The 25,584-nt window shown below is 43.6% G+C and carries 15 protein-coding genes; 7 read left to right on the forward strand and 8 right to left on the reverse strand.

Translation table 11 applies throughout. The features are described from left to right. Positions 1-309 precede the first annotated feature (309 nt). From AC59IL_RS35065 to AC59IL_RS35075, 3 genes are all read left to right on the forward strand, one after another. Positions 310-648: a hypothetical protein gene (locus AC59IL_RS35065; protein ID WP_496556918.1), complete on the forward strand. Its 339-nt coding sequence runs from the start codon at positions 310-312 to the stop codon at positions 646-648. A gap of 831 nt (positions 649-1,479) precedes the next feature. Then, positions 1,480-2,178: a hypothetical protein gene (locus tag AC59IL_RS35070; RefSeq protein ID WP_496556919.1), complete on the forward strand. Its 699-nt coding sequence runs from the start codon at positions 1,480-1,482 to the stop codon at positions 2,176-2,178. Positions 2,179-2,188: 10 nt separating this feature from the next. Further along, the gene (locus AC59IL_RS35075; RefSeq protein WP_496556920.1) at positions 2,189-3,253 is read left to right on the forward strand and encodes a WD40/YVTN/BNR-like repeat-containing protein; all 1,065 of its coding nucleotides are present in this window, start codon (positions 2,189-2,191) and stop codon (positions 3,251-3,253) included. A gap of 82 nt (positions 3,254-3,335) precedes the next feature. Here AC59IL_RS35075 and AC59IL_RS35080 read toward each other — a convergent pair whose 3' ends face one another. Next, entirely contained in the window at positions 3,336-5,615 is a 2,280-nt protein-coding gene (locus AC59IL_RS35080; RefSeq protein WP_496556921.1) for a TonB-dependent receptor, read from the reverse strand. 167 nt (positions 5,616-5,782) lie between these two features. Between AC59IL_RS35080 and AC59IL_RS35085 the strand changes: the two genes are divergently transcribed. After that, a complete protein-coding gene (locus AC59IL_RS35085) occupies positions 5,783-11,029 on the forward strand; it encodes a LamG-like jellyroll fold domain-containing protein (protein ID WP_496556922.1) in 5,247 nt (1,748 codons plus the stop codon). 207 nt (positions 11,030-11,236) lie between these two features. Here AC59IL_RS35085 and AC59IL_RS35090 read toward each other — a convergent pair whose 3' ends face one another. Beyond that, a complete protein-coding gene (locus tag AC59IL_RS35090) occupies positions 11,237-11,977 on the reverse strand; it encodes a helix-turn-helix domain-containing protein (RefSeq protein ID WP_496556923.1) in 741 nt (246 codons plus the stop codon). A gap of 230 nt (positions 11,978-12,207) precedes the next feature. Then, a complete protein-coding gene (locus AC59IL_RS35095) occupies positions 12,208-13,026 on the reverse strand; it encodes an SDR family NAD(P)-dependent oxidoreductase (protein WP_496556924.1) in 819 nt (272 codons plus the stop codon). 418 nt (positions 13,027-13,444) lie between these two features. Here AC59IL_RS35095 and AC59IL_RS35100 point away from each other — a divergent pair, with 418 nt between their 5' ends. The 3 genes from AC59IL_RS35100 (at position 13,445) to AC59IL_RS35110 (ending at position 16,906) form a co-directional block, all read left to right on the forward strand. After that, a complete protein-coding gene (locus tag AC59IL_RS35100) occupies positions 13,445-15,199 on the forward strand; it encodes a helix-turn-helix transcriptional regulator (protein ID WP_496556925.1) in 1,755 nt (584 codons plus the stop codon). A 713-nt stretch (positions 15,200-15,912) separates the two neighbouring features. After that, on the forward strand, positions 15,913-16,509 hold the full coding sequence (locus AC59IL_RS35105; protein WP_496556926.1) for a hypothetical protein: 597 nt from the start codon (positions 15,913-15,915) through the stop codon (positions 16,507-16,509). A gap of 79 nt (positions 16,510-16,588) precedes the next feature. Continuing rightward, positions 16,589-16,906 carry a hypothetical protein gene (locus AC59IL_RS35110; protein WP_496556927.1) on the forward strand — a complete coding sequence of 106 codons (318 nt, stop codon included), beginning with the start codon at positions 16,589-16,591 and terminating at the stop codon, positions 16,904-16,906. Positions 16,907-17,063: 157 nt separating this feature from the next. Here AC59IL_RS35110 and AC59IL_RS35115 read toward each other — a convergent pair whose 3' ends face one another. The 5 genes from AC59IL_RS35115 to AC59IL_RS35135 form a co-directional block, all read right to left on the reverse strand. Further along, positions 17,064-19,598: a zinc-dependent metalloprotease gene (locus tag AC59IL_RS35115; protein WP_496556928.1), complete on the reverse strand. Its 2,535-nt coding sequence runs from the start codon at positions 19,596-19,598 to the stop codon at positions 17,064-17,066. Positions 19,599-19,663: 65 nt separating this feature from the next. After that, positions 19,664-21,940 (reverse strand): S9 family peptidase, encoded by a 2,277-nt coding sequence (locus AC59IL_RS35120; protein WP_496556929.1) that lies wholly within the window; start codon positions 21,938-21,940, stop codon positions 19,664-19,666. Positions 21,941-21,946: 6 nt separating this feature from the next. Further along, a complete protein-coding gene (locus AC59IL_RS35125) occupies positions 21,947-23,056 on the reverse strand; it encodes a thioredoxin family protein (protein WP_496556930.1) in 1,110 nt (369 codons plus the stop codon). A gap of 17 nt (positions 23,057-23,073) precedes the next feature. Next, entirely contained in the window at positions 23,074-24,018 is a 945-nt protein-coding gene (locus tag AC59IL_RS35130; RefSeq protein WP_496556931.1) for a hypothetical protein, read from the reverse strand. A gap of 21 nt (positions 24,019-24,039) precedes the next feature. Then, positions 24,040-25,578 (reverse strand): RagB/SusD family nutrient uptake outer membrane protein, encoded by a 1,539-nt coding sequence (locus AC59IL_RS35135; RefSeq protein ID WP_496556932.1) that lies wholly within the window; start codon positions 25,576-25,578, stop codon positions 24,040-24,042. Positions 25,579-25,584: the final 6 nt, after the last annotated feature.

Genomic DNA, 25,584 nt, shown 5'->3' on the forward strand with positions numbered 1-25,584 from the left:
ACAATTTTTGTTTTATTGTATAGTTATATTAGGACGGGTCAGGCCGTTGTCATATATTTATTACCGTTTTTCAATCAAAAAAGCGCTTTGCGTAAATCAATACACATTTATTAACTCTTATCCCGAAGCAATTACCTTTGATCAAAATCAATTATTCAGATCTCTATTTGCGTATATACTTAAAAGTTGTACATTAGGCATATTCTCACAACAACTATTAACGGATTCAATAACAATTCCGGAAAGGCATTCTGATTGGTTAGCAAACGCCACTTTTTGGCAAAATCATAATACAAAACTGACCATACTATGCCAGTGCAAAAAGCAATTCCTGCTGAACCGTATATATACACGGAGAAAAAAATCAAACAGTTAACCCAATATTTAAAAGACCGGGTTGCCGAACATATGCGTCTTCAAAGGGAAGGCAAACTCCCCTATTATAAACGGATCCCGGTAACCCGAATAGAGATCAGGCATATCATGGAGATCATGAACAGATCGAGAAGCACGGCCCATCGTTTGATGAAGAAGATTCGAAAGAAGGCTAACAAGCAGGATGATGAATATATCTCTGTATCAGAATTTTGTAAACATACCGGTCTTCCTCAGTGGGATGTGCAAAGGGCATTGGATTTGTTAACCTGAGTCATAGCTACATTTTCCGGTTTTAGTTATTTTTTTGTAGGTATAGTTAGTTTTTTCCGGCTATAGCTTTAAATTTCTGCACGATAGCTGCTTTTGCACCATCGATAGCTACATTTTATTCACCGTTAGTTACTTTTTCCGCCGTACTACTTTCATGTTCCGGTTCGATAACTTCTTTTTCTTCCGTGATAGTTGTTTTTTCAGCGGCCGTAGATTATTTTTTATTGAGAATTAACTTAAAATGCTCAGTAAATTTCCAAATCACCGGATAAAAAACTTACAATCCATCGCATTTCATCTAAATCATGACAAAAAGTAATTATCTCTCACCGATTTTCACCTAACGCCGCGAAAAAAAAACTATAATGTATCGTTTTCCACTTATAATCAGGAAAAAAGCAACTATAGCTAACCGTTTTTAATCTAACGCCGCGAAAAAAAATCTATAAAGCATTGCTTTACACTTATCTCAGAAAAAAAGCAACTATAGCTCACCATTTTCACCTAACGCCCCCCAAAAAATCTATAACGCATCGTTTTTACCATTCAGGTTCACTTGTTTGAACAGGCCGTACCACATGCCTTTTGTCTTATTCTTACCGTTGAAAAGAGTGAGGGCAAAAGAACTATTGAAACAAAAACAACTAAACATTAAAGATATTGCTATGATGAGATATATACCCAAAAGTTTTGCAGGAGCATTTATCCTTTTATCAGATCAAATATTTTTTATTACAATTCATGCCCGTTATTTCTTTATAAAGAACGGGCAAAAGATTTGAGGTCAGTATTTTTTTATTTTCTTTTGCGTCATGCACTAAAAATCATCCAATGAAAAAAACACGTATCAAAACCTTTCTGTATGTCATACCATTATTGGTAACGACTTTTTCTTCATTACATGCACAGATGGCCTCATCATCCCTTCAGCCCAAATATGGCATTGACGTCGATTTCGGCGTCGCGATGCCCACAAACAAAGACCTTAACGGTGTTTTTTACACCGGAGGCAATGTATCGATGGGCTTTAAATTCGCTGCACTGCCCACCAAAAGATTATGGATTAAACCGGCCTGCGACCTGTCCTTCTACTCGAAAAAAGCCGACAAGGTTGGTTCTGGTGTAATGGAACGTTTCGATGTGGTTAAAGCTGGCCTGGAATTGCAATACAAGGCCACAACCATGAAAAAGTTTTCGTTGTACCCCGTGCTTAAGGGCAGCTACGGATGGGCCTCCAATTACTTTTCAAAAACCGGTTCCACCCAACAAATCGGTACGGTCACCGTTCAGTCGGTCAGCGAATCTGACCGGTATCTCAAAGGTGGTGGAATGGCATACGACGCCGGCCTGGTGCTAAACCGGTCCTTCTGGTACCTGCGCGCGGATTATTCGTATTTCAAGCCCAAATTAAAAGTGCATCCCGATATCATCAACGCAATGACAGCAACAGGTGTCGACATCGCCAACAGCTATTCGGTGAATTGCAGCACGTTTAACATCGGTCTCGGCCTTAACTTCAATTTCAGATAAACCAAACACTATGAAAAATACTTATCTCCTGCTTTTATGCAGCGCCATCATTTGCGGTTGCGGTAATAAGGACAAAATACTGCTGTCGCAGGCGCCCATGTCGTATGCCGTTAACCCGGCAGTGAAACCGCTGATTGCATCCAACAGCTTATTATACGCCTGGATTGACAATAATGGCGCCATCAGCGGGCTTACGGCCAACGCCGCCTTTAAAACAACCGATTTATTTGCACATTTCGATATGATGGCCGGTGCAACAGGCGGCGCCATCACGCGCTATAGCTTTAATAAAGACACGCTGGTCTTTGCGTCGGGCACCGCTTTATCGCCGGTAGTGCATTATTCGGAGAACGATGGTTTCAGTTGGACATCTTTTACTCCCTCGCTTAGCCCCAGCCTTTCCAACGCCAATGGTACGGAGATCCTCGTAACGGTGACCTGTAACGACAGGCAAAGCGTGCTGGCATTGTACTATCAATACTATGGAGGCAACTACACGCGTACCTTATACAAAATAAATACTACCACGCAACAAGGTACGGCCGTGTACACCAAAGGTGACGCCTATACGCCGGTGGCGATGAAATTTACCAATCCCCAAACCGGCTGGATGCTGCTTCAGTCGGGCGGCACTTACCTGTCGAAGACCACCGACGGCGGCATTACCTGGAGCACACCTGCGTTGATTGACAACCGGTACCTGTCAAACCTTGAAGCCACCGTAAGCGGCATACTGGCCGTGTATGATAATTCCGGCAACAACTGTATTTCGACCGACGGGGGCGCCAACTGGAAAAAAACAGCCAACAGTTATATCTCCACCATTGCCATTGCCGGTGATGGGGTTATCTATGCATTGACCACTACAGGAATAATAAAAAGCACCAATGGAGGAAGTAGCTGGAACACTGTCTTTGACTACAACGGCGGCGGGATCGTGAACAATCTGCAACATCTTTACTTCCGTAACGAACAACAGGGATTGGCCTATGCCGGTCAGCAGTTATTCCTGACAAATGACGGGGGCAGTACCTGGAAAACCTTACTGTATCCCTTCCCCTATGTGATGCAATAACCATGTATTGCCTAACCGGGAAAGACATTCTAAGAAGCAGGCGGCAACCGTTATATCGGGAGCCGCCGCCTGCAGAATGCCCTTACCTGAAATTATATTTCACATTCAATCCACCAAACAGCACCGGGTTTAGCGGCGCCGGAATATAAGCATCGGGCAGTTGATTTACAAAGATCATTAACGGATATTGCACCTTCCCGATATTGTTCAACCCCATCGATGCATCAACCTCTAACCGCCTGATGATGTTCCTGTGAAAACCTATTTTGCCGTTCAAAAGGTTATACGAGGAACTTCTGCTTGCTCCATCTGATGTAATAAAAACATCACCTCGGTAAGAATAGCTCATACTTATATACAGACCGGGCTTTGTGGTAACGTCTATTCCAACATTTGTCGTAATCTTTGGCACGCCTGCCACTGTTTTCCTGCTATAATCTGCTGTGCTGATATTATTTGTGGTACTGCCTGTTTGAAATATAAAATTATTGCCATAATTAAAATCTGACCAGGTGAGGTTGGCAAAAGGCGCCACACCGGTCAACAAACCATGACCATCTTTCACTACAAACCACTTTAACCAGGTTTCCATTCCGTTATGTACCTGGTCTCCACCATTCACTACGTAACTATTGGCTGTTGTGGTGTTATTCAGTTGCACTGCAACAGTCGTCATCTTATTGCCGAATTTTGTATGGAACAGGGATAGCTGATAAGCCAGCCTGTTTTTAAACAAAACGCCTTTTGTTCCTATTTCAAACTGATCCCCGACCTCCGGTTTCAGTGCACTGTTTATTCTGCCCGTAGCGGGGGTAGCCGGTGACGATACAACCGGTGTGGTGATAAAAAAGTAAGCGCTTGCCGGCGCCTTATATCCCCTGCTGTAAGCGGCATACACAGACAAAGCCTCATTAAATACTTTATTGATCGCAATGTGTGGCGATACCATTTGCTTATACGAAGTATCGTAGTGCGAAGGCTTCGCAGCCGTTTCGGGGTTGAAACGATCATCCAGCGAAATTCGCTGGCGGCTAAGGCCCACCCCTGCAGTCAAAGAAAACCGGTGTGGCAAAATCAGCGTCCATTCTGTAAATAAACCGGAAGTACCCGTTACCGACAACATATTCGAAGTAGTTGCATTGATCACCCAGTAAGGTTTTCCCATAACCCACGGTGTGGTGGTAGTATCCCCGGGGTTTTGTTTCATACTGTAGCCAACGGTCTGCGCTACCTGGCCCTGCATTTCAATACCGGTAATGCCGCTCAATGAGATGGCATCATTCAACAGCATCCTTGTACCGAATAAAGAACGGAAACCGTAGTTAACGGCTGTCTTATCGGTCCACCCGCCGGCAGAGCTGGCATCACTTCTGTAACCCGAGCCAAAAACAGCTGTGGTATTGTACATTCTTTCATTGAAATTATACGTATGTTCCATTCCTCCCCTGAAGCTGGTAACATGGCTGTGCCCGTTTCTTTTTATGTATTCAATATTTCCTGAATAATCTTTGGCGGCATACTGATCAAGGGTGAGTTCTCCCAGCCGTTCATCATAGCTGTTCGTATAGCTGAAATAAGTACTCATCCTTTGCTTTTGATCCGGTTCAAATGCTGCTATCCCGTTTACAAAATCTTTATTGGAGTTATTATGAATAGAAAAGCCGGCTGACCGTTGTTTTGCATAACTCACTAACAGGGATGTACGGTCGGTTGCTGTTTGCAGGCGGGTTGTATACCGCTGAAGGCCGTAATTGCCCGCCATCACCTCCTGTTGAACAACTGTCTTTCCTTTTTCGGGTTGTATCATTTTCATATTTACTACACCGGCAATCGCCTGTCCGTACAACGTACCCGCAGGCCCTTTGATAATCTCTACATTGCCTAATGAACCATAATCTATATCATCGAGCAGGGTGATGCCTTCTGCATCGGTTACCGGAATGCCATTGAGATACACTTTGTAACCCTGCCCGTCAAAATTGCTGCTGATGCCCCGCGCGCCGCGCGTGCCATTCCCATAGCCGCGAATATTAAATTGTTGCCCGCCCGATACGCTTCTGCGTTGCATGGATACACCGGGCACATTGCTATTAATGGCGTCATCGAGAAAAATGCCCTGCCCACGTTTTAACTCTGTTGTTTTGAGGGTGGCGATGGATGCAGGCTGGTACAGAGGTGATTTATTGCGGCCCGGTGTAGCTGTTACCTCCACCTCATCGAGCAGCCTGATAGATGCTCCGGCTAAATGCTTGTTGACCGGTGTATCAAGGACCTTTCCTTTTATTATGGTTGGGTTGTTGGTTTGACTGTAACACAAATGACCTGTAATAAATAACAAGAAGTACAAAAATGGTTTCTTCATAAATATTAGTATGTTAACTGCAAAAACCGCGAAGACACGATTTGTTCTTTACCGGCAACGTAGTAATAGTTGGATGGCAGAAATTAAACTATATGATCAAAATTCTTATTTGATTTACTTTGCCGGCTTAAACCAGTTCCAAACTAATTTCATTTTTTACCCCACCCATGAGAAAATCAACTTTAGTTATCTTATTGCTCCAATTGTGGGCAACCGGTTCCCTGTTTGCACAAACAGGAACGGGTAATCGAAGAGATGCCATTTTCAACCTTCCGCCTTCTGTACCTGTACCTTGCTGGGTCACCCTTATCGATTGGGAGCATCCCAACATTCATACAATTGATTCCACCATTGAAGCATGCGAAAAAAACGACGTTCATGCAAAAACAGGGGAAGAAGAAGAGAACGATGAAGAGCCCTACCGCGTGGCTTATACCCGGTGGCGAAAAACAATAGCGCCTTTCATCCAGGCAAACGGCGCTGTAGTGGAAGAACCGGGTTATTACAACCGGTTACTCGGGACCGCAATCAATGCGCAGGGAAAAAAGAATGCCCGGGCAGCGGCCGCTGCCACAGCAACGGGCGCCAACTGGACGATACTGGGCCCCGTTGAAACATATGACGAGGGTAAAAATAAAATTCCCTGGCAGGTTAATATTTATTCCCTGGCCATCGCCCCTTCTAATCCAAATATACTATACGCGGGAGCCGAAACAGGCGCCATATACCGGTCTGCAGACAAAGGACTTCACTGGACGAGCATTAGCGACAATTTACCCATGTTTACTGCTAATTCTATCGCGGTTGATCCCGCCAATGCCAATATTGTTTATGCAATGGCGGAAAACGGACAACTTATTAAATCTGTCAATGCCGGGTCTTCCTGGACGTTTCTTACCGGTTACCAGGGCGGCACATCGGAAAAGATCGCCATCAGCAAAACTACCGGAACAATTTTAGTGGCAGGCGCTACGGGTGTGTATTACAGTAATAACGGTGGTTCCTCCTGGCAACTGGCCGGCGGCAGCAGTGCAGGCCGGGTATACGACGTGGAAATCAACGCGCTTAACCCCAACCTCGTGTATGCGGCAGGTACCCAGCCGAATGCTACCAATTCGATTACTATTTTCCGGTCTGTAAACGGAGGCGTTAGCTTTACCGCTGTTAACGCCGCAGCGCTGAATAATATGCATTGCTATGGAGCAAGGTTTGGCGTTACCCCGGCAAACGGCAATACGGTATATTGCATCAACCTCGATGATTCCATCCCTGAGCTGCTCAAAAGCACCGATGGGGGAATAAGCTGGAGCATAACCGCTACCGGCAAATCAGCCGCCCTTGACATGGACAACTGGCAGGGGTTTTACGACCTTGATTTGATGGTTTCACCCAACAACGAAAACCAGTTAATAGTAGGCTCCCGGTATGCGTTAAAGTCTGTCGACGGCGGGTTCAACTTTACGTGGGTAAGCGGCGGCGGTCCATTTCCGTTGCACTCCGATATACAATGCATGCGGAGCATCGGTAACGACGCCTGGATCACCACCGACGGAGGCGTTAATTATTCAACCGATTTTTTTACTAATGTCAGCAACTGGTCGGTACGCAATAACGGGCTCACCGGTTCAGAGTTCTGGGGCTTTGGGCAGGGATGGGACCAGGATATTGTGGTGGGCGGCCGCTACCACAACGGAGATGTCACGCTGTTTGAAAACTATGGTGCCGGGAATTCTTTGTACGTGGGCGGCGCAGAAGCAGCTACCGGGCATGTTTTTCATGGTCAAAAAAACATGGTGGGCTTCAATGACGAGGGAACCAAACAGATACCCTCGTCCCTTCCAGGAAATATGACCAATGCCGAATATGGCAACACAGTATGGCCGCAGGATGACTACTATGGCACGTTTTCAAGCAAACTGATGATCGATCCACGCTATAGCAATACCTTCTATGTGGGCAGGGATAATATTCTGTGGAAATCGGTTAACTATGGGGTTTCCTACAGTGCGTTGCACGACTTTGGCAGCAGGGTGTGGCGGTTTGATATTGCCCGAAGCAATTCGAATATCATTTACGTGTGTACAGAAAGCGCCCTGTTTAAAACGACTGATGGCGGCGCTTCCTGGAGTACTGTATCGCTTCCATCGGACGTTGCCTATAGTTTTTACAATGCCGATATTGCGGTTGACCAACTGAATGAAAATGTGGTCTTTCTTTGTATGGCCCAGGGTGACGCAGGTAAAAAGGTTTTCAAATCAACCGATGGCGGTTCAACGTGGACCAATTATACCGGCAGCCTTACCAACGCGCCCATTGCATTTATCACGCCCCAGGCAGGCACCAACGGCGGGGTATACGCGTTAACCAATAATGCGCCCGCAAAAGTGTATTACCGCGATAATGCGATGGCTGACTGGGTAGACTTTAGCAACGGGTTGCCGCTGAATTTTGAGTGCAGCCAGGGCGGAATTATTTTTTACCGCGATAGCAAGTTACGCATTGCGGGCAACAGAGGCGTTTGGGAATCGCCCTTATTCGGCGCCGGAACGCCCGTGGCCCAGCCCATGGCCGATCAGCAATTTATTTCCTGTTCCCGGGATACTGTTTCCTTTATCGATTATTCCAATGTAAATTATGCAGGCGCCCAATGGAAATGGAGCTTTCCGGGCGCCTCGTATGTTAGCAGCACCGCTGTAAGAGAGCCCAAAGTGCTTTACCAGGTACCGGGGTCTTATACGGTATCGCTTGAGGTAACCGATGCAGCGGGCAATAAACATACCCGCACGGTTAACCAAATGATCACGTTTACACAGGACAACTGTTTACCCGATACGGTTGCCGGCCAATGCCTGAAGATGGATGGCAGCTATAACTCAATTAATCTGGGTAAGGTAAATATCAACAGTAACAATTTTTCCATTTCCTGCTGGATAAAGCCTGATGGCCTGCAAAGCGCTCTTACGCAATTGCTGGCACATGATGCCTATCCGGGTTCATCCTATGGGTTTGGGCTTGGATTTCCATGGAAAGGCGGTTCATCCAATGTTGAATTGGCCTATACCGATAATTTAGTAACATGGGGTAATGAAAGCGGGCTGATCGCTGACAGCACAGGCTGGAACTTTGTGGTGCTTACCTATTCGCCAACAGGGGTAAAGATCTATTTGAACGGTGTGCCTTCCACGGTCAAAGACGCACAAATGCCCGTTATAGACCTGTCGCAGTCGTCTTTTTACGTGAGCAGGGATATTCACGGGCAGGGCGCCGCTTATAAAGGAGCCATCGATGAGATCAAGTTTTACAATTATGCCTTAACCCAGAACGAGGTAAGGGAAAAGATGCATCTCATCCAAAGTAATGCGGCCACAGAAACCGGGCTGCTCAAATACTACCAGTTCAACCAGTATGACAGTGCCGCAGGGGTTGTGCAGGATGTAGCAGGCTCCTATGCGGCGCTGGTTCCCGCCAACCTGATAATTCCATCCACAGCGCCGGTTGCTACCGGCAAAGTGTTCCGGAAACCAAATGTGAATTCGGGCGGACAGCATAGTTTTACCGGCACAGGCATCGATCTCTTCCTGAAGAATGGCGCTACCTATCCTAATGGAGAAGTAGTGGCGTTTCAGCTCAATTCGCCGCCCGACAAAAAACCTGACAGCCTTTCTTTAGTACCCCGTTCCGGCTATTACATTATTAATAATTACGGCAGTAATAAAACATTTACCGCACCCGATAGCATCCGGTTTAACGGTAAGGATCTTGATGCCGCTTACCGGGCAAGTGATTTCCGCATGTATAGCCGTCCCTCCGGCGCATGGGGCGATACATGGGGTGCCCAAAAAAGCAAGTCAACCAGGTTTAATTATTTACCCGGCAACAGTACAATCACTTTCGGCGCCGGTAATAATGTAACCGGTTTTGGCCAGTTCGCCCTTTCGGCGCCTGCTGTGATAGCAGATACGGTTGCGGGCAAGTGCCTGAAAATGGATGGCAGCATGACCGCCATCAGCCTGGGTAACGTAAATATCAACAGCAATAATTTTTCCATCTCCTGCTGGATAAAACCCGATGACCTGCAAAAAACTTTTTCGCAGATCGTAGGCTGGAATCCTGTGCCTGCTTTAGGGAAAGGATTTGGACTTGGCTTTAGATATAATGGCTTTGCGCCTTATGAGCCTAATCTTGAACTGTGTTATACCGATACCATAGTAGGTTGGAGTAATGCCAGCGGACTGATAGCAGATACCGCCACCTGGAACTTTGTGGTGCTTACCTATTCGCCCACAGGGGTTACCATCTATCTGAACGGCGTGCCTGCCACCGTCAATAGCGGCCCCATGCCCGTTTTAAACCTGTCACAATATCCTTTTTATGTAAACCTCGATATCCATGACCAGAATGGTGCCTACAAGGGTGCTGTTGATGAGATCAAATTTTACAACTATGCATTAAGTCAGAACGAGGTAAGGGAAAAGATGCACCTTATACAAAGCAATGCGGCCGCCGAAACCGGCTTGTTGAAATATTTCCAGTTCAACCAGTACAACAGCGCTACCGGCACTGTGCCCGATATCATGAGTAACTTTAAAGCCACCATTCCGGATGGCACATTTATCACAACATCCACTGCACCGGTTGCCACAGGGAGCGTGTTCCGTAAATCCAATGTGAATGCAGGCGGCAAGCATAGCTTCACAGGTACAGGTATCGATATCTTCCTGAAGAATAACGCTACCTATCCCAATGGCGAGGTAGTGGCGTTTCAGCTCAATTCGCCCCCCGACATGAAGCCCAATGCGCTGCCACTGGTGCCGGGGTCGCATTACTTCATTATTAATAATTATGGCAGTAACAAAACCTTTACGGTGCCTGATAGCATCCGATTCAGTGGTTTGAATATTGCGAGCTCCAATTTTAAGGCAACCGATTTTAAGATCTACAAACGGGCTTCCTGCGCATGGGGATCTACGTGGAGTACAGACGTTCGGCAGGCAGTACGCTTTGCCTATGCCGCCGGAAACAGTTCTATTACTTTTAATAACCAAAGCAACGTGACCAGTTTTGGTCAGTTCGCTATATCGGCGCCGTCGGCAGCCCGGCTGTCAGTGGCTGATGCTTCCCCGGCAAATGCCCTGCTGCCCGGCAATGTAACTACTAACGTGGAGTTCTATCCTAATCCAAATAAGGGATGGGGCTACCTGAATATTACCTCACCCCATGATAACGCGCATGTTAACCTGTATCTGCAGGACATGAATGGGAATACTGTATATCAGGCTTCGGAGCAAATAAACAGCAGCAACAAAAGCACGTTTATGTTAAATTTTAGTGCACTAACATCAGGCACTTATCTTTTGCAGATCCGTTTCAACACCGGGGAACTGATCACTAAAAAAGTGACAATCGTTAAATAACCGTTTTTTACAGCCGCTTATGAGGCCGGAAGATGCAGAGAATTATATTCTTCTGCGTCTTCCGGCTTTTAGCTGATTGTTATCCAAAGGATTTACGCTGGCTGCCCTGCTTGAATTAAAACTTCGTTTTCATTCTATATGCTCATCCGTGTTATGGATACCAATTACATCGTGGGTATTGTTGCCTGCATGGATGGCGATGTTCAATTAATTACCGGTGAGCTTAAAGCGGAATACATTCGGACTAACGCCCACTTCTTTTTTGAATAACCTGGAAAAGTAGGCCGGATGCTCAAAACCCAAAGCGTAAGCTATTTCTGAAACCGATTGATCGCCTCCCGCCAGCAGATTTTTTGCTTCTCCAATCAGATACAGATGAATCAGGTCAATCGCTGTTTTACCAGTTTCCTGTTTCAGAAGGTCGCTCAGGTATCGGGGAGAAAGGTTAAGCTGCGATGCCATGTAGTTTACGGTCGGTAATCCTTTATCTTTCACAAAACCTTTCTCAAAATAATCGTTAAGTAATTCATTGAACTTCGACACAGTGTTGCCCGATAATATGGTGCGGTTGATAAACTGTCTTTTATAGAACCGCCGGGCATATTTAAGCAATGAATCAATGTGGGAGACCATGATGTCACGGCTGTATTCATCCTGGTTGTTGTGGTATTCGGTATCAATTTTCCGGAACAATTCCCCGATGATCTTTTCTTCTTTTGGTGAAAGGTGCAACGCTTCGTTTGTTTCATATTCAAAGAAGCTGTATTTCCTTATATCATGGTGCAAAGGATGGCCGTTCAAAAGGTCTTCATGAAAGTACATCTGAAATCCTTCTACCTTTGGTTCAATGTCGTCCATTGCTATGATCTGTCTCGGATTTATGAAAAACATAGAGCCACAGGCATGATCGTATTTCGTTTTACCGTACTTTATCGTGGCGGATTTCATTTTTTTGAAAGCGATTATATAGAAGTCGCTTGTGTGTTCCACAATACGATTACCAAAATTGGCAGAGCGGACTGCGTCACAGAGCACGCCGATCAGCGGATTTTCCGGAGGTGGAAATCCATAGGCTGCAAGAAGATCAGTGAGGTTACTGTAATGCTTCATCTTGTTTAAATGGGCAGGTTCCATGTAATGATACACAGATCCTGCCGTATTTGTTTCAAAGTTTTGAATTATTTCCCGTGCGCTTCCACGGCTACATCCTGCCATTCTTCCCAGGTAGTAAGCCGGTTCTGATAAGTCTGTTTCACCATGGGCAACCCAAATTTCCCGAGGAAAAGCCTGAGCGGAGGTTGAGGCGAGTCAATCAATTTACAAATCGCTTTCACCGTAGCTTCAGGAATACCAAAAATATCATCCGTGAACCCGGCAAAAACGGCCGTTTTTAATTGGTCATACTCTTTCATGGACTGAGCATGCACGGCTGAAACGCTGGTAAAATCAGTTGCATAGGCGTTGGGTTCAACAATTGTAACCTTGATTCCGAAATCTTTCACTTCAAGGGCAAGCGTTTCACTAAGTGCCTCCATCGCAGACTTAGAAGCGCTGTACATACCCATGAGGGGCAACGGATTGACACCTAACAGGCTCGACACCTGGATAATGTGGCCTTTGCCTTGTTGACGCATTACAGGTATTGCTGCTTTGGTAACCCACAATAAGCCGAACACATTTGTTTCAATCAGGTTGCGGGCTTCCTGGTCACTTGTTTCTTCAATTGTACCAAAAAGTCCATAGCCGGCATTGTTGATCAATACATCAATGGCGCCGAAGTGTTCCTGCGCTTTTTTTACTGCAGCAAAACAATCTTCCTGGTTGGTCACATCCAGTTTTAACGGCAGCAAGCTGTTTTTGTATTGTTTCGCGAGATCTTTTAATGCATTGAGATCACGCGCGGTGGCAACCACTTTATCGCCACGTTGTAAAAATGCTTCTGTCCAGATTTTTCCAAATCCCCTCGAAGCTCCGGTAATGAAAATAGTCTTTGACATCGTTTTTTTTAATTGATGATGCAAAGCTATAGCTGCAACCTCGCCTGGTACTTATCCAAAAGTAGGGAAGACTAATACATTTTTACGTTTTTGACAGATAACAGCAATGCCATTTACTCAGGATTCCCTTCCGCTACCCTTTTATATGACTATATTATTGAGACTTAAGTCAGGACACTTCAAAAAAACCTTAAGATCCAACGATCTGAAGGTTTGATTTTTTATGGGTCGGGGCGGCTGAGTAAGGCACACTGAATTTGACAACTGACTCAAGACCTTGAACTCAATTATATCAATTTGGCAACATCAATATTTTTTACTTTTTAAGAGCGTACCTTAGTTGCGGGAAAATACTCATGCAATAAGAGGGGAAACTAACTATTGCTATAAATTTGTTGTAACGTTTTGATAACAGCAAATGATGCTCCTAAACAAATTGCCATACCTGCTATTTATTTTATTTGTCTTTCTTCAAAAGAATGTTCCTGCATTTTCACAAAACAAATCTTTGCCATTGGATGCATGGGTAAAAAGTTTAGATGCGGATGATGATACGCTAAACAAAAACTTTGATGAGATCGTGAATATATTGCAGCGTACAGACACTGCCCTTGTTTTCCGCACTTTAAATGAGCTCGAAAAAAAAGGGGCTGCGGAAGGACCGTATTTCCAGGTGCGCATAAAATACCTTCGGGCAACTATGTTATGGAAAATACGGAACAAAGCTGCAAAGGACTCCATAATACAACTAATGAAGCCTGCATTGCAACAGGCTTATGCAATAAATGACGAAAACCTGATTGCAACTGTGAGCTGGTGGTATGGAGAAACAATGTTTTTCTGCAATCAAATTGAACTGTCGACAATGTATTGTTTAAATGCGGTTGAAATTCTTGATAAAAAAGGAATAACAGCTGAATCGCACAAATACCAGTTTCTCGGAGAGCTTTTTTATCTCACACGTGACCTTGACAAGGGCATCTATTACATTCGTCGATCTATCAAAAATGAAAAAGACACTTCCCATGATGCAAGAGTAAATACGATGAGCCGTTGGAATACTATAGCACTTTGCTGGCGAAAAATTGGCAACTACGATTCTGCATTTTATTATTTTGATATTGCCATGCAAATGGCAAATGCGTTAAATTCTGAAGTTTGGAAAGGAATTATTTCGGGAAATAAGGGATATACCTATTTCTTACAAAAAAAATACGACATCGCTAAACCATTGTTTGAATTCGACTACCGCACCAGTAAACAGTATAACGAAATTGCAAATGCTGCCCACTCGTTGCAAATGATAGCGAGAATCAATTTAATGGAGGGCAAAAAAGACAGCGCATTGCTGCAGGTGAAGGAAGCTTTGCGAATGCTTCAACAACAACCTCAACCTTTACCCTATTTCCTTCAGGACGTGTATTATGCCACAGCCGATGTATACCGTGTACTTGACAACAGCGACAGCTTTTATCACTATTCACAATTATACAATAACCTCCACGATTCCATCGAGCGTGCCGTTGCAAACAGCCGTTTGGAAATTGCCCGGCTTAGACTTGACAATCAGTCGAACGTTTCTGAGATTCGTGATCTTCAAAAAGAAAAAGACGCTGAAACACAAGAGCGTAACTATATTATTGCCGCCATTGTTTTTGTTGCCATTGTGGGTTTACTTATTCTCAATCGCCAGCGTTTAAAATCGAGGTTTCAGCGACAATTGGCTTTTCAGCAAAAGGTTGCCGCCGAAAAAGAACTGACAGCAGCAAAAGAGCAACTGGATATGTTTACCCAAAGCATTATTGAAAAAACAAGGGTTATAGAACAGTTGGAACAGCAGGTAGCAACCAAACCACTCACGGATGAACAGCAGCTGCTTGCCAGCGAGCTAAGCCGGCAAACCATACTTACCGAAGAAGAATGGGAAAAATTTAAGACACTATTCGAAAAAATATATCCCGGCTTTTTTTTAACGCTCAAGGAAATGGTACCCGACATTACTGTAGCCGAGAGGCGTATGGCAGCGCTTATCCGGTTGCATCTAAACACAAAACAGATGGCGTCCATGCTCGGCATTTCTACTGATAGCGTTTATAAAATCAGGCAACGTCTTCGCAAGCGGTTACAACTGGATGATGAGTTAGCCACCGAAGCGTTTCTGACCAAAATTTAACTTAAACCCTTCTCCTAATGGAGCTTACGATATATTTCCATTTTTTGTCCAGTCGGTGTCAGGCTTTTGTCAGCCTCCGAATTTGGATCTTCCCCTGGTATGCAGGTAATTTCGCATTTAATAAAATGGCGTTGCCTGTAATTCAATGAAGAAAATAAATTGGTTCCTGGTTGTTATCATCCTTATTGCAGCGCTGCTGATAGCAATCGTTTTTTGGGTTTATGCTAAAAGAATTGAGCATATTGAAAATAAGATAAAAATCCAATCTAATTCCATCCGTGCGACCTCAGCGGCAAAACATTTACTACTTTTTCCATGATTTCTCCAACCTATCAGCTCATATGCGGCTGAACGCTAAGTTCGGATTCCGGTCACAAGGCTTGCTATCAAATCATGTTCCGCGTTTAATTCATGTTCCCGTGCATTTAATATTGGCGTTGCTGAACATTCCCAATTAACAGCATAGCTGCGCAATTTAAATTCCTCGCCTGTAACGGTTTACAATTCATTTCCATTTTTTGTCCGGTCGTTAACGGATTGCTTACTTTTTTTGTCCGGTCATTGTCAGACTTTTGTCGGCTTCAGAATTTGGATCTGCCTGTGGTGTATAGCTAAATTACATTTTGAAAAAAGGCATGCTTAAAAGATTTTGTACTACCCTAACAAATATCAAAATCAGGATAAAAAAAATATTTAGCAAAACGAGCATAAAAATGAACACCACACATCAATTTCCCGCTCAGGTAAGAAGCATATATGAAGCTCCGGCGGATAGCAATAGCATTACTGAGATACAAATAGAAACCGACAGAAAGGATAGCTCTTTCTCAATAGTGGATTCTTCGGAGATGGAGCTTTTTCCTCTCATGAGTCCTGCGAGAACAGAGGATACTGCAATGCTATACATCGAGAAAGGCGAAGTTTCCCTCGTGCACGACATGAAAACATACAAACTTTCCAAAGGCATGTTTCTTTACAAGGTTCCCCAGGTGACCATTCAGCTACTAAGCTTTAGTGAAGATTGCCATTTTAAAGTTTTTTGTTTTGCGCCTCAATTTGCCATTGCCGGCGATATGCCCATAACACATCTTAAAACTATAACAGTAATAGCTTTGAACAATCCTGTTCTGATGCTTGATACTTTAACTGCAGCAACAGTTACTGTTTTGTTCTGGCTACTTCAGAAGAAAATAAATTGGGGTGAAATAGCGCAATCGCATGATGAAACAATTCAACACGTATTTAGCCTTTTGATGCTGGAGATTGCTTCCTCATTTAAAAAAAATACAGAAGATAATCCTCGTCGATAGAGATAGGTTTTAATTGACGACACATGAAAGCGAAAAAATTAAAATCATAGATAGAATATTCACACTTAAAAAGACAATTATGAATCCGCAACATGTTCATCAGGAAGTTTTGATTTTCAAAAACACATCACTTTCACAGAAGGCTTTATGTAGAAAAAACAGCAGCAACAATAACAACTCTGCTATTGAAGATCTGGAAGAAGCATTCTGGGATGGTTTGTTAAATGAATTGGTTCCTGAAATGATGCCTTCAACACGGAATATAAAGATGGTAATCTGGGGAGTATATGCAGGAGAATTTTATTTACTCATTGATCTGGCAGACAGTCCCGGAAATACCGAATCAATATTTTCTATAGATCCTATTTTACTTTCACCATTAATCAATATGAATTGATTTATGATGTTGACACGGCAAAATTGACCGCTGATCCGCATCGTCGTTGGACCAATATGCTTTCATTTCTCTCCATCGATTCCCTCTCCTATTTAAAAGAAGGGAAGGTGTAGAAACAACTTCCCTGGTATACGGATATCACATGAGAAAAAATTTGTTAATCACCTTTTACATCTAATGCCTGGGTGATCCTTTCTGCCAGATCCTGCAAGTGGTAACGGGTCATTTCATCATTCATAAAAGGTAAAGCAGCGCGTATTTTATTTTTTAGCCCCGCTAAACCGGCTTTTGTAACTGACACTATATCAGAAACAGCATTAGAAGAGGAGCCCCCGCCTTTTTGCTGTGTACCCGAAAAGAAAGCGGCAGCTGAAGCAGATGGTGGTTTTAAGAGGCCGGCCATTTTTTCAACATACGATTTTTGCAGGTTGCGACGATAGATGCTGATGGGTTGATGGCTGTATAGTTCCCCCCAAATGCCTTTATCAAGATCTTTAAATAATCCGCTAATGGTATATGCAGCGGGATTCATGGCCGACGCAGTTTGTAAATTACCAAGCACATAGCCGTCGAGCAACCTGCCTAATGCCGTTTCCTGCATATTGCCAACGATAGCAAGCGGAGAAATGCCAACCAATGATAATACTTCATTATTTACCAACCAGGAAGGGGTGGCGAATACCTGTTTGTTTAAAAATTCAACGGCCTCTTTTTGTGTTGCAGCCGGCACCCATTCGTATACCGGCCCCGATTGCTCAATAGACCTGGGTGTTTCATACCGGCCGCCTACATTTTTTGTTACATGCCCAATGTAGCGGTTATATTGAGAAAGCAATTCAGTGTACATTTCATATAAATCGCCATATCCGTCATCCGGTGTTTTTGTCCATTGCACCAGGTTGGGCAATATCCGTTTCAGATTTTTTATTCCATATTCACTTGCCTTCATTGCATTATCACCAATGTCCTCATTCTGCGAACGGGGGTCACCAGGGCTCCTTTCATTACCGAACCAGTATCGTTTATCTTTTAATTTTTCTATGATCCATTTGTTCAATATGGGTAATTCCTGTTCGGGAGTTGTGGCTTCCGGTATCCACTTGTAACCCCATTCAATAGCCCATTTATCATAATCACCAATGCGCGGGAATAAATTGCTTTGCGAAACACTGTCTTCCGGTTGTGCTACATAATTAAAGCGGGCATAATCCATAATAGATGGCGTGTGCCCATGCCCGGTAAGCCATTTATTATCCCTTAATTTTTCTACAGGGGTGGTGGAGCTGGAACCGAAGTTGTGCAACAGACCCAATGTATGGCCCACTTCATGCGACGAAACAAAACGGATAAGCTGTCCCATCAGTTCGTCATCAAATTGCATATGGCGGGCCTGTGGATCAACAGCGGCCGTTTGTATAAAATACCAGTTGTGTATCAGCTTCATCACATTGTGGTACCAATTGATATGGGTTTCTATGATCTCGCCGCTTCTGGGATCTGATATTTGCGGACCGCTGGCATTAGGAACAGCAGATGGTTTATACACTAATGCAGAATGGCGGGCATCTTCCAGCGACCAGGTGGGATCTTCCTGCGGTGAGGGCGCTTTTTTACCAATTATGGCATTTTTAAACCCGGCCTTTTCAAAAGCACCATTCCAATCATTAATACCTTGTATCAGGTAAGGCACCCACTTAGCCGGCGTGGCCGGGTCGATATAGATCACAATTTGTTTTTGGGGCTCTACCAGTTCGCCTCTTTTATATTTTTCTATATCTTCTTCTTTTGGTTCCAGCTTCCATCTTTCTATAAATGATTGTTCTTTTACCCGTTGCGGGTTCGCATCAAAGTCAGTAAACCCTTTTGCAAAGTATCCTACCCGGTCATCGGCATAGCGTACCTGCATGGGTGCTTTTGGCAGCAATACGATAGAGGTATTTATTTCCACCGTAAAATTGCCTGATGGCCCCACCGGGGTTTGTATACCATTTATTGAGGTCATACCCTGGGCAGCTCTTGTATATGTCTTCATTGTTTTTATCTCCACGTTGATGGGAAATGGCTTCACATCAATTACATAAGATTTATCCGCCTGGTAGCCGCCTATTTTAAATGCCTGCTTTGAAGGGCCAAAAAAGAAAATGTCATTATCGCCATTGATAATGTCTGTCATATCAATAACGGTACTGCTTAATCCTGAAACAGAATCTTTCCGGATGCTTTTTATATCGAATACAAGGCTAATGGGCTGAATATTTGAATTCATCACTGCTTTGTACAGAGCCTGGGAAGAATCGGCCGAGCGTTCGCTGTACGACAGGTTACGCACAAACAGTTTGTTGTTGGGCCCTTTTTCAAAACGCAACACATTTTCATTTAACTCATCACCGGCGTATCCTGCCATGGAGCCGCGCGAACGCATGTCAGCCGCAGCTTTTGTCAGGCGGCTTACGACTAATACATCCCTGCTTAAAATACTGTCAGGCAATTCAAAATAAAATTTATCATCTACTTTATGAACTGTAAAAAGGCCAATGTTTGTTCTGGCATTTTTTGTAATTACCGAAGCATAGGGTTTTGGACCGGTACTGCTTTTTGCGCCGGGTACTACAGGTAACGAGTCACGGGTTTGCGCACTAACCAGGTGGCAGCAAACAAGCATGGCGGCTGTGAAAAAGGTCTTATTTATCATTATTTAGTTTTGCGTTATTTTTTAATTATACTGAATGCCCATGTATTTACCCGAAGAATGGTTGATTAGTAATTCTCATTATCTTCAATTAAATACTTCCCGAAATAATGCCACACCTTGTTCTCATAGTACGTTTTATACAGACCTTCATAATGATGGTTCTGGCCAGGCAGCACCAGCATATCAAAATCCTTTCCTGCCTTTATCAATGCATCTGCCATCCGGTAGGTGTTGGCAGGTTGTACGTTATTATCCACTTCACCGGTTACCAGTAACAGATGTCCTTTTAAATTCCTGGCAAGCGTTTGATTCACTTCCACGTTGAATTTGAATGAAACTTTACCGGTTAAGGTATCGGTAACTTCTTTAATGCCGTTAAAGGTTTCGCCCCAACTGCGGAAATAAATGTTGTTGTCGTGGTTACCGGCAGAGGCCACAGCTACTTTATAAAAATCAGGATACGTACAAATGGCTGTTGCTGCCATGGCGCCGCCGCCGGAATGGCCAATAATGCCTACCCGGTTACTATCAATAAAAGAAAACCGGCTGGCTAATTGCCGCAATCCGCTTATGTCATCCGGAAGCGCATAATCCCGCATGTTGTTATAACCATAGGTCGCATAGGCTTTATTTCGATAAGGCGAACCGCCCCGGTGCCCCATCACTACTACAATTAACCCTACCTGCGCCAGGGAAGTATTGTTATACTTGTCGAACACGGTAAAGTCGGGCCAAACCGTTTCTATCTGCGGGCCCGGGTATACCTGTGAGATGATGGGATATTTTTTGGTTGAATCAAAATCATACGGCTTCCACATGATGCCATATAGATCTGTAATACCATCCGCTGCCTTTACGGTAAAGGGTTCGGGCATTTTCCAGCCAGTGGCATACAGGTTGTGCAGATCAGGCTTGATGATATCGCAAATGAACGAGCCATTTTTGTCACGAAGTATGATTTTAGGCTCCAGGTCAATCCTGGAATAATTATCAATGAAATAATTTCCCGCAGGAGAAAAGAAAACCTTGTGATGTGCGTTCTCTGGAGTTAACAGCGTTTGCTTTTTACCATTAAAAGACACTTTGTACAGGTGTTTCAGGTTTGGATTACGGCCCGGTTCCTTTCCATAACCATACACATACAATTCCTGATTAACTGTATCGATTGAAACAATTCTTCCTGCCGTCCAGTTGCCAGTGGTAATCTGATTTTTTAAATTACCAACAGAGTCGTAGAGGTAATAGTGCCCCCAGCCGCTGCGGTCGCTCCACCAGATTATTTCTTTCCCTTTCTTAATAATGGAAACAGCAAACAGATCGGGATTGATATAGGGCTTGCTCACTTCATGGATGATCGTTCTTACATGTCCGTTGGCCAGATTAACTGCACATAACTCTATTTCATCCCCTGTTCTTTTCCTGCGGGTAAAGAATATTTCTTTATCGCTTGCCTTTGGATGAACAATAGCTATTTCCTGGTCGGGCCATTTGCTGATGTTAATTTGCTGTAATTGCCTGGTGGCCGTATTGCCAATAAATAGTTCATATTGTGTTACGTCTTTGTCTCCGGGATATTGGTATTTTTTTGTTTCTATCCAGGGCCTGGCTGCCATTGCATGCATCAGAGAAACGGTTTGCACTTTCCGGTTGTCTTCCCGCACCACATAAAAATATTTTGAATCGCTCATCCAGTTTGCTTCCGTTGCAAGGGCTTGCGTGGTGGATGTATCGAATTCATTGATGCAAAAAGAATAATACAGGTGCGCATCCTTGCTGAGTTGGCTTTCAACCGTATCGCCTGCTTTTTTCAGGTACAGGTTGTGGTTCCTGCTGTACAACTGCCATTGCCGGTCAGGAGATATATCACCTGGTAACCGGGCTCTTTCATTAACCGGTTTTGTTTTGGATTCGGCCTCCCTAAGCGCGGCATTATAAATAGCATAACTATACTGTTTGCCTTTATAGCTGAAAATCATTTTTTCCCCATCGGCAGAAAATGCAGGCATGAAGTTTATTACTGAGTCGGGCTTTTCATTTCTTAATACCGCTAATTTCTGGACCAGTATTGTTTTATCATACAAAGGCTTTACGGTCTTTTTTAGCGGGTCAACAAAGTAATAATTCCTTTTTCCATTCGCGTCTTCCCAATGAAACCAGCACTTGTCTGTTTCATTAATAAAAAACGGGATTATTTCCATAGTACCCACTGCCTTTTCCAATTCAGGCGCATCATATTTTACAGCAGCTGCATAGTTGGCTTTTTGCGCAGGCAAACACAAAGGCACGCAAAACAATACCAGCAGGAAGGGATGACTTCGCTTAATAACATTAGATCTAACCATATATGACTATCTTTTATAACTCCGGGCCGTTCTTACTAAATTTTGATTTTTGTTGCTTTCAATAATAGCATCCAGTACTTCCTGGTAATGGGGCATAGTTGTGGACCGGGGATTGTGGATCATGGACAAATAATCAAACCCGATCTGTTGATTTTGGGCTGAAAAGCTACTGATATTTTTTGCCAGCAAAGCCGATACACGTACCGTATCTTTTTCTCCCGCAGCCTGGGCGATATCTATTAACGTTACCAATTGCTTTTTGTCGGCCAGCTCAGTACGGTTAATCTGCCTGCGATAATTGTCGAATTCCTTTTTATTGTAAGTCAGTACCTCGTTACGGGAGTTTTTAAAATACCATCCACGCAACGTGTACCCGCAAATTTTCTGGTACATGTAACGCAATTTGCTCTCCACAGCTTCTTTGCCCTGTACTTTGGCAAAATCGCGCCAATGATCGGTCAGGTAATTAAATGTGCGGCTATGCAATTCTGACAGGTACATGGAATATTTGTTCTCGCCAAACAGGAACCAGTTTTCGGGCAATGTTTTTTCTTTGGGCGTTAACAAATCAAAATATTCATTGGCCATTTTTATGCCTACAGACGTTTCCTTGCCATCCATTTTAATTTGTATGTATTCGCGTAAAAGTTCTTTGGAACGGTCGCCCGCATCATATCGTTCATTGATGATAGCTACCTTATTTGATGGGTCCATTCCCTTCCTGATCTTTGCCATGAAAGAATCTGATGTCATGCCGCCCACAAACCGGTATATAAGTTTCCCTGCTCCGTTCAACAATAAATAGGTAGGATAGGCTTCTACATGATATTTATCTTTCATAGAAATGCCTTCACCTTTTTCCATATCCATTTTTACATTCACAAAATGGCTGTTGAAAAAATCAGCCACACTATCCTGGGTAAACACCTGCGCCGCCATTGCCTTGCAGGGGCCGCACCATTCCGTATAACAATCTATAAACACTAATTTTTTTGCACTGTCGGCTTTACTAAGGGACTGGGAAATACTCCCATGTTCAAAACTGATACTATTATTTTGAGCATGGGAGTACATTGGATTTAAAAGCGGGGCCAAAAACAAAAAAAGGAATCTCATGATCTTGTAGGTTTAATTTAGTTTGCGGCATTTCCGATAGCCTGCAGATCAACATTATAATTGGTGATATAATAGTTTCGAACCTGATTGTAGCGTGTGCGGATCTTTCCATTCACATCTTTGCTTGCATTCAATATCCCCTTGAACGTAGCATCTGTATTTGCAGTACTGGTATTTAGATTTGTTTCTGACATACTCACCATGGCCAATATATAATACCCCCAATCTAAATCGGCAGTGGGTGAGCTTGAATATGGGTATAGTATTCCCTGGGCATAAGCGGTGGCATAAGAAGTATTCGTAAGACTGTAATTTGTAACGGCTGTAAAGTCAATGGTGGCCTTTACCATTTTACGGCCAATGATACTTTGGGCAAAGATCAGGTTTATCCTGGCCAGATACGTTTTCGTATCGGCAACTTTCATCGTGTCGATAGCCGGCCCTGCATTATTTACACATATATTGTCGAAGTTATACCAGGCCGCCACCGCCTTTACGCCTTTGGCATAGGTAATGGGGTTAAAAGAAACAAACTTTGTATAAACAGAATCCACAGAAGAACAGAGCATAATTTTCACCGGAAGAAATTCATTTAAGAATTTATCTGTATAAAAACGAAACCAGGTACTGTCTAAAAGCGCCAGTTGTTTTTTTATATACAGTGGGTTGGCTTTAACGGCTTCGTAGCCCGGGTTCCAGAATCCGGCTGTTGTTGTAGATGGGGTTGCATTTTTCCAGCCGGCGGGAGTCCAGTACGTGTCTTTATCGGTAAACTCATACAACAGGTAGGAGCCATATTTATTATAAAAGTTTACAATGGTGGCATCATAATCATTTGAACCCTGGGGTACTACATATCCCTGGTTTTCTTCGGATGCCGTTAAGGCAGCTTCCTTTTTTGTGCATGAATACAGCGTGAAAACCATTATAACCAATACCGTAAAAAATATTTGCTTATTCATTGGTAAATATTTTAAAAATTATTATCGTGGATTTTGATCCAGTTTGGAATTGTTTTCTGTTGCTGTATAGGGAATTGGCAGTGCATACATTAAACTGTTGGCGCTTAATGTATAGGTGGTGGCCTGTGCATTGGCATCAATGAATGTATGGGTTATGGGGGTGGCCCATCGCCTGATATCAAACCAGCGGTGCCCCTCTTCAAGGCACAATTCCCTTCTGCGTTCTTTTTGATAAAAGCTCCATAAAGAATCTACCGTGGGGGCGTTTACCTGGGTGTAAGCAACATTTCTTGTATCGTACCTGCTTACCCTTAACGCATTTAAATCGGTTAATGCCTGGGAAAAATCCGATGACTGACTGGTGGTTTTATACCTGAGTATAGCCGCTTCCGCCCTGTTCAGGTACATTTCGGCTACTCGTATACCTTTGTCGCCATATACTGTACCTGGGCTAATAATAATTTTTGAACTTCTCAAAGGATACTGCACACCGGCATTGGTGTATTTGGCGAAATAAGAAACATACCGCAGGTCGCCCTGGTTGGTGCTTCCGGTTCCTTTATCGTATAAGTTGCTCAGTTCGTTTGATACAGTAAATGGCGGATTAAGATCGATGAAATTAACCGTAGGGAAATACAGGGTTACTCCGTTCGGATTAGGTCCATACACCCAAATAACTTCCTGACTTGCATTTACATCATAAATACCGGCCGTACTGAAAACATTCGTTGCTGAAAAATAGGATTTTAATAAGGTAAGCGGTTTTGCATTTATTACTTCCGTAGCATATTGAATGGATTTATCCAGATCACCGCTGCCACCTCTATATAAATAAAGCCTTGACAATAATGCATAAGCTGCGTAGTAACTTACCCTGAATGCATTGCCCGGCGCGTAATTATTCTTCAGTAAATCCGCGGCCTGCAACAGATCGCTTTCTACTTGTGCATACACTTCTTCCAATGTGTTTCTTGTTCTTCTTTCATCAGATACCAATGAAGAAAGAATTAATGGTACACCGGGTGCTGTTGAAGGATTAACTCCGTTTCCATTATACGGTTGTCCATATATATTTACCAGCTTAAAGTAATAATAGGCTCGCAAAAACAATACCTGGCCCAGCATGGCATTTTTTTCTTTTTCAGTACCAGTTACTTTATCTACATAATCTTTTATCAGGTTGCAGCCATTGATCAGCTTGTAATAGATCTGCCAGGAATCCTGGTCGTATAAAAGTCCGTTGACAGACCTGTCGAACATAGCCGGGTTCCAGGTAAACAAAAGTGTTCCGTTGGTTAAAGAACCTGAATACGTTGTATTAGGTTGCCCATTGGCCAACAGGGGCAGGCCGTTACATTTTATTTCATCTGTCAGCAGATCCAGATAATAATCAGTCGGGGTTTGATAAGGATACGCCGAACCGATCATTAAAGAATACAGGTCCTGCGTAGTGGTGGGCCTTATTTCATCGGGGCTTGATTCTTTCAAAAACTTTTTACAGGAACCCAGCGTGAGCGATACAAAAATTAATACGATTATATATATGCGTGAATGCTTCATGATTAA

Source organism: Niastella sp. sgz303648 (genome assembly GCF_059587045.1).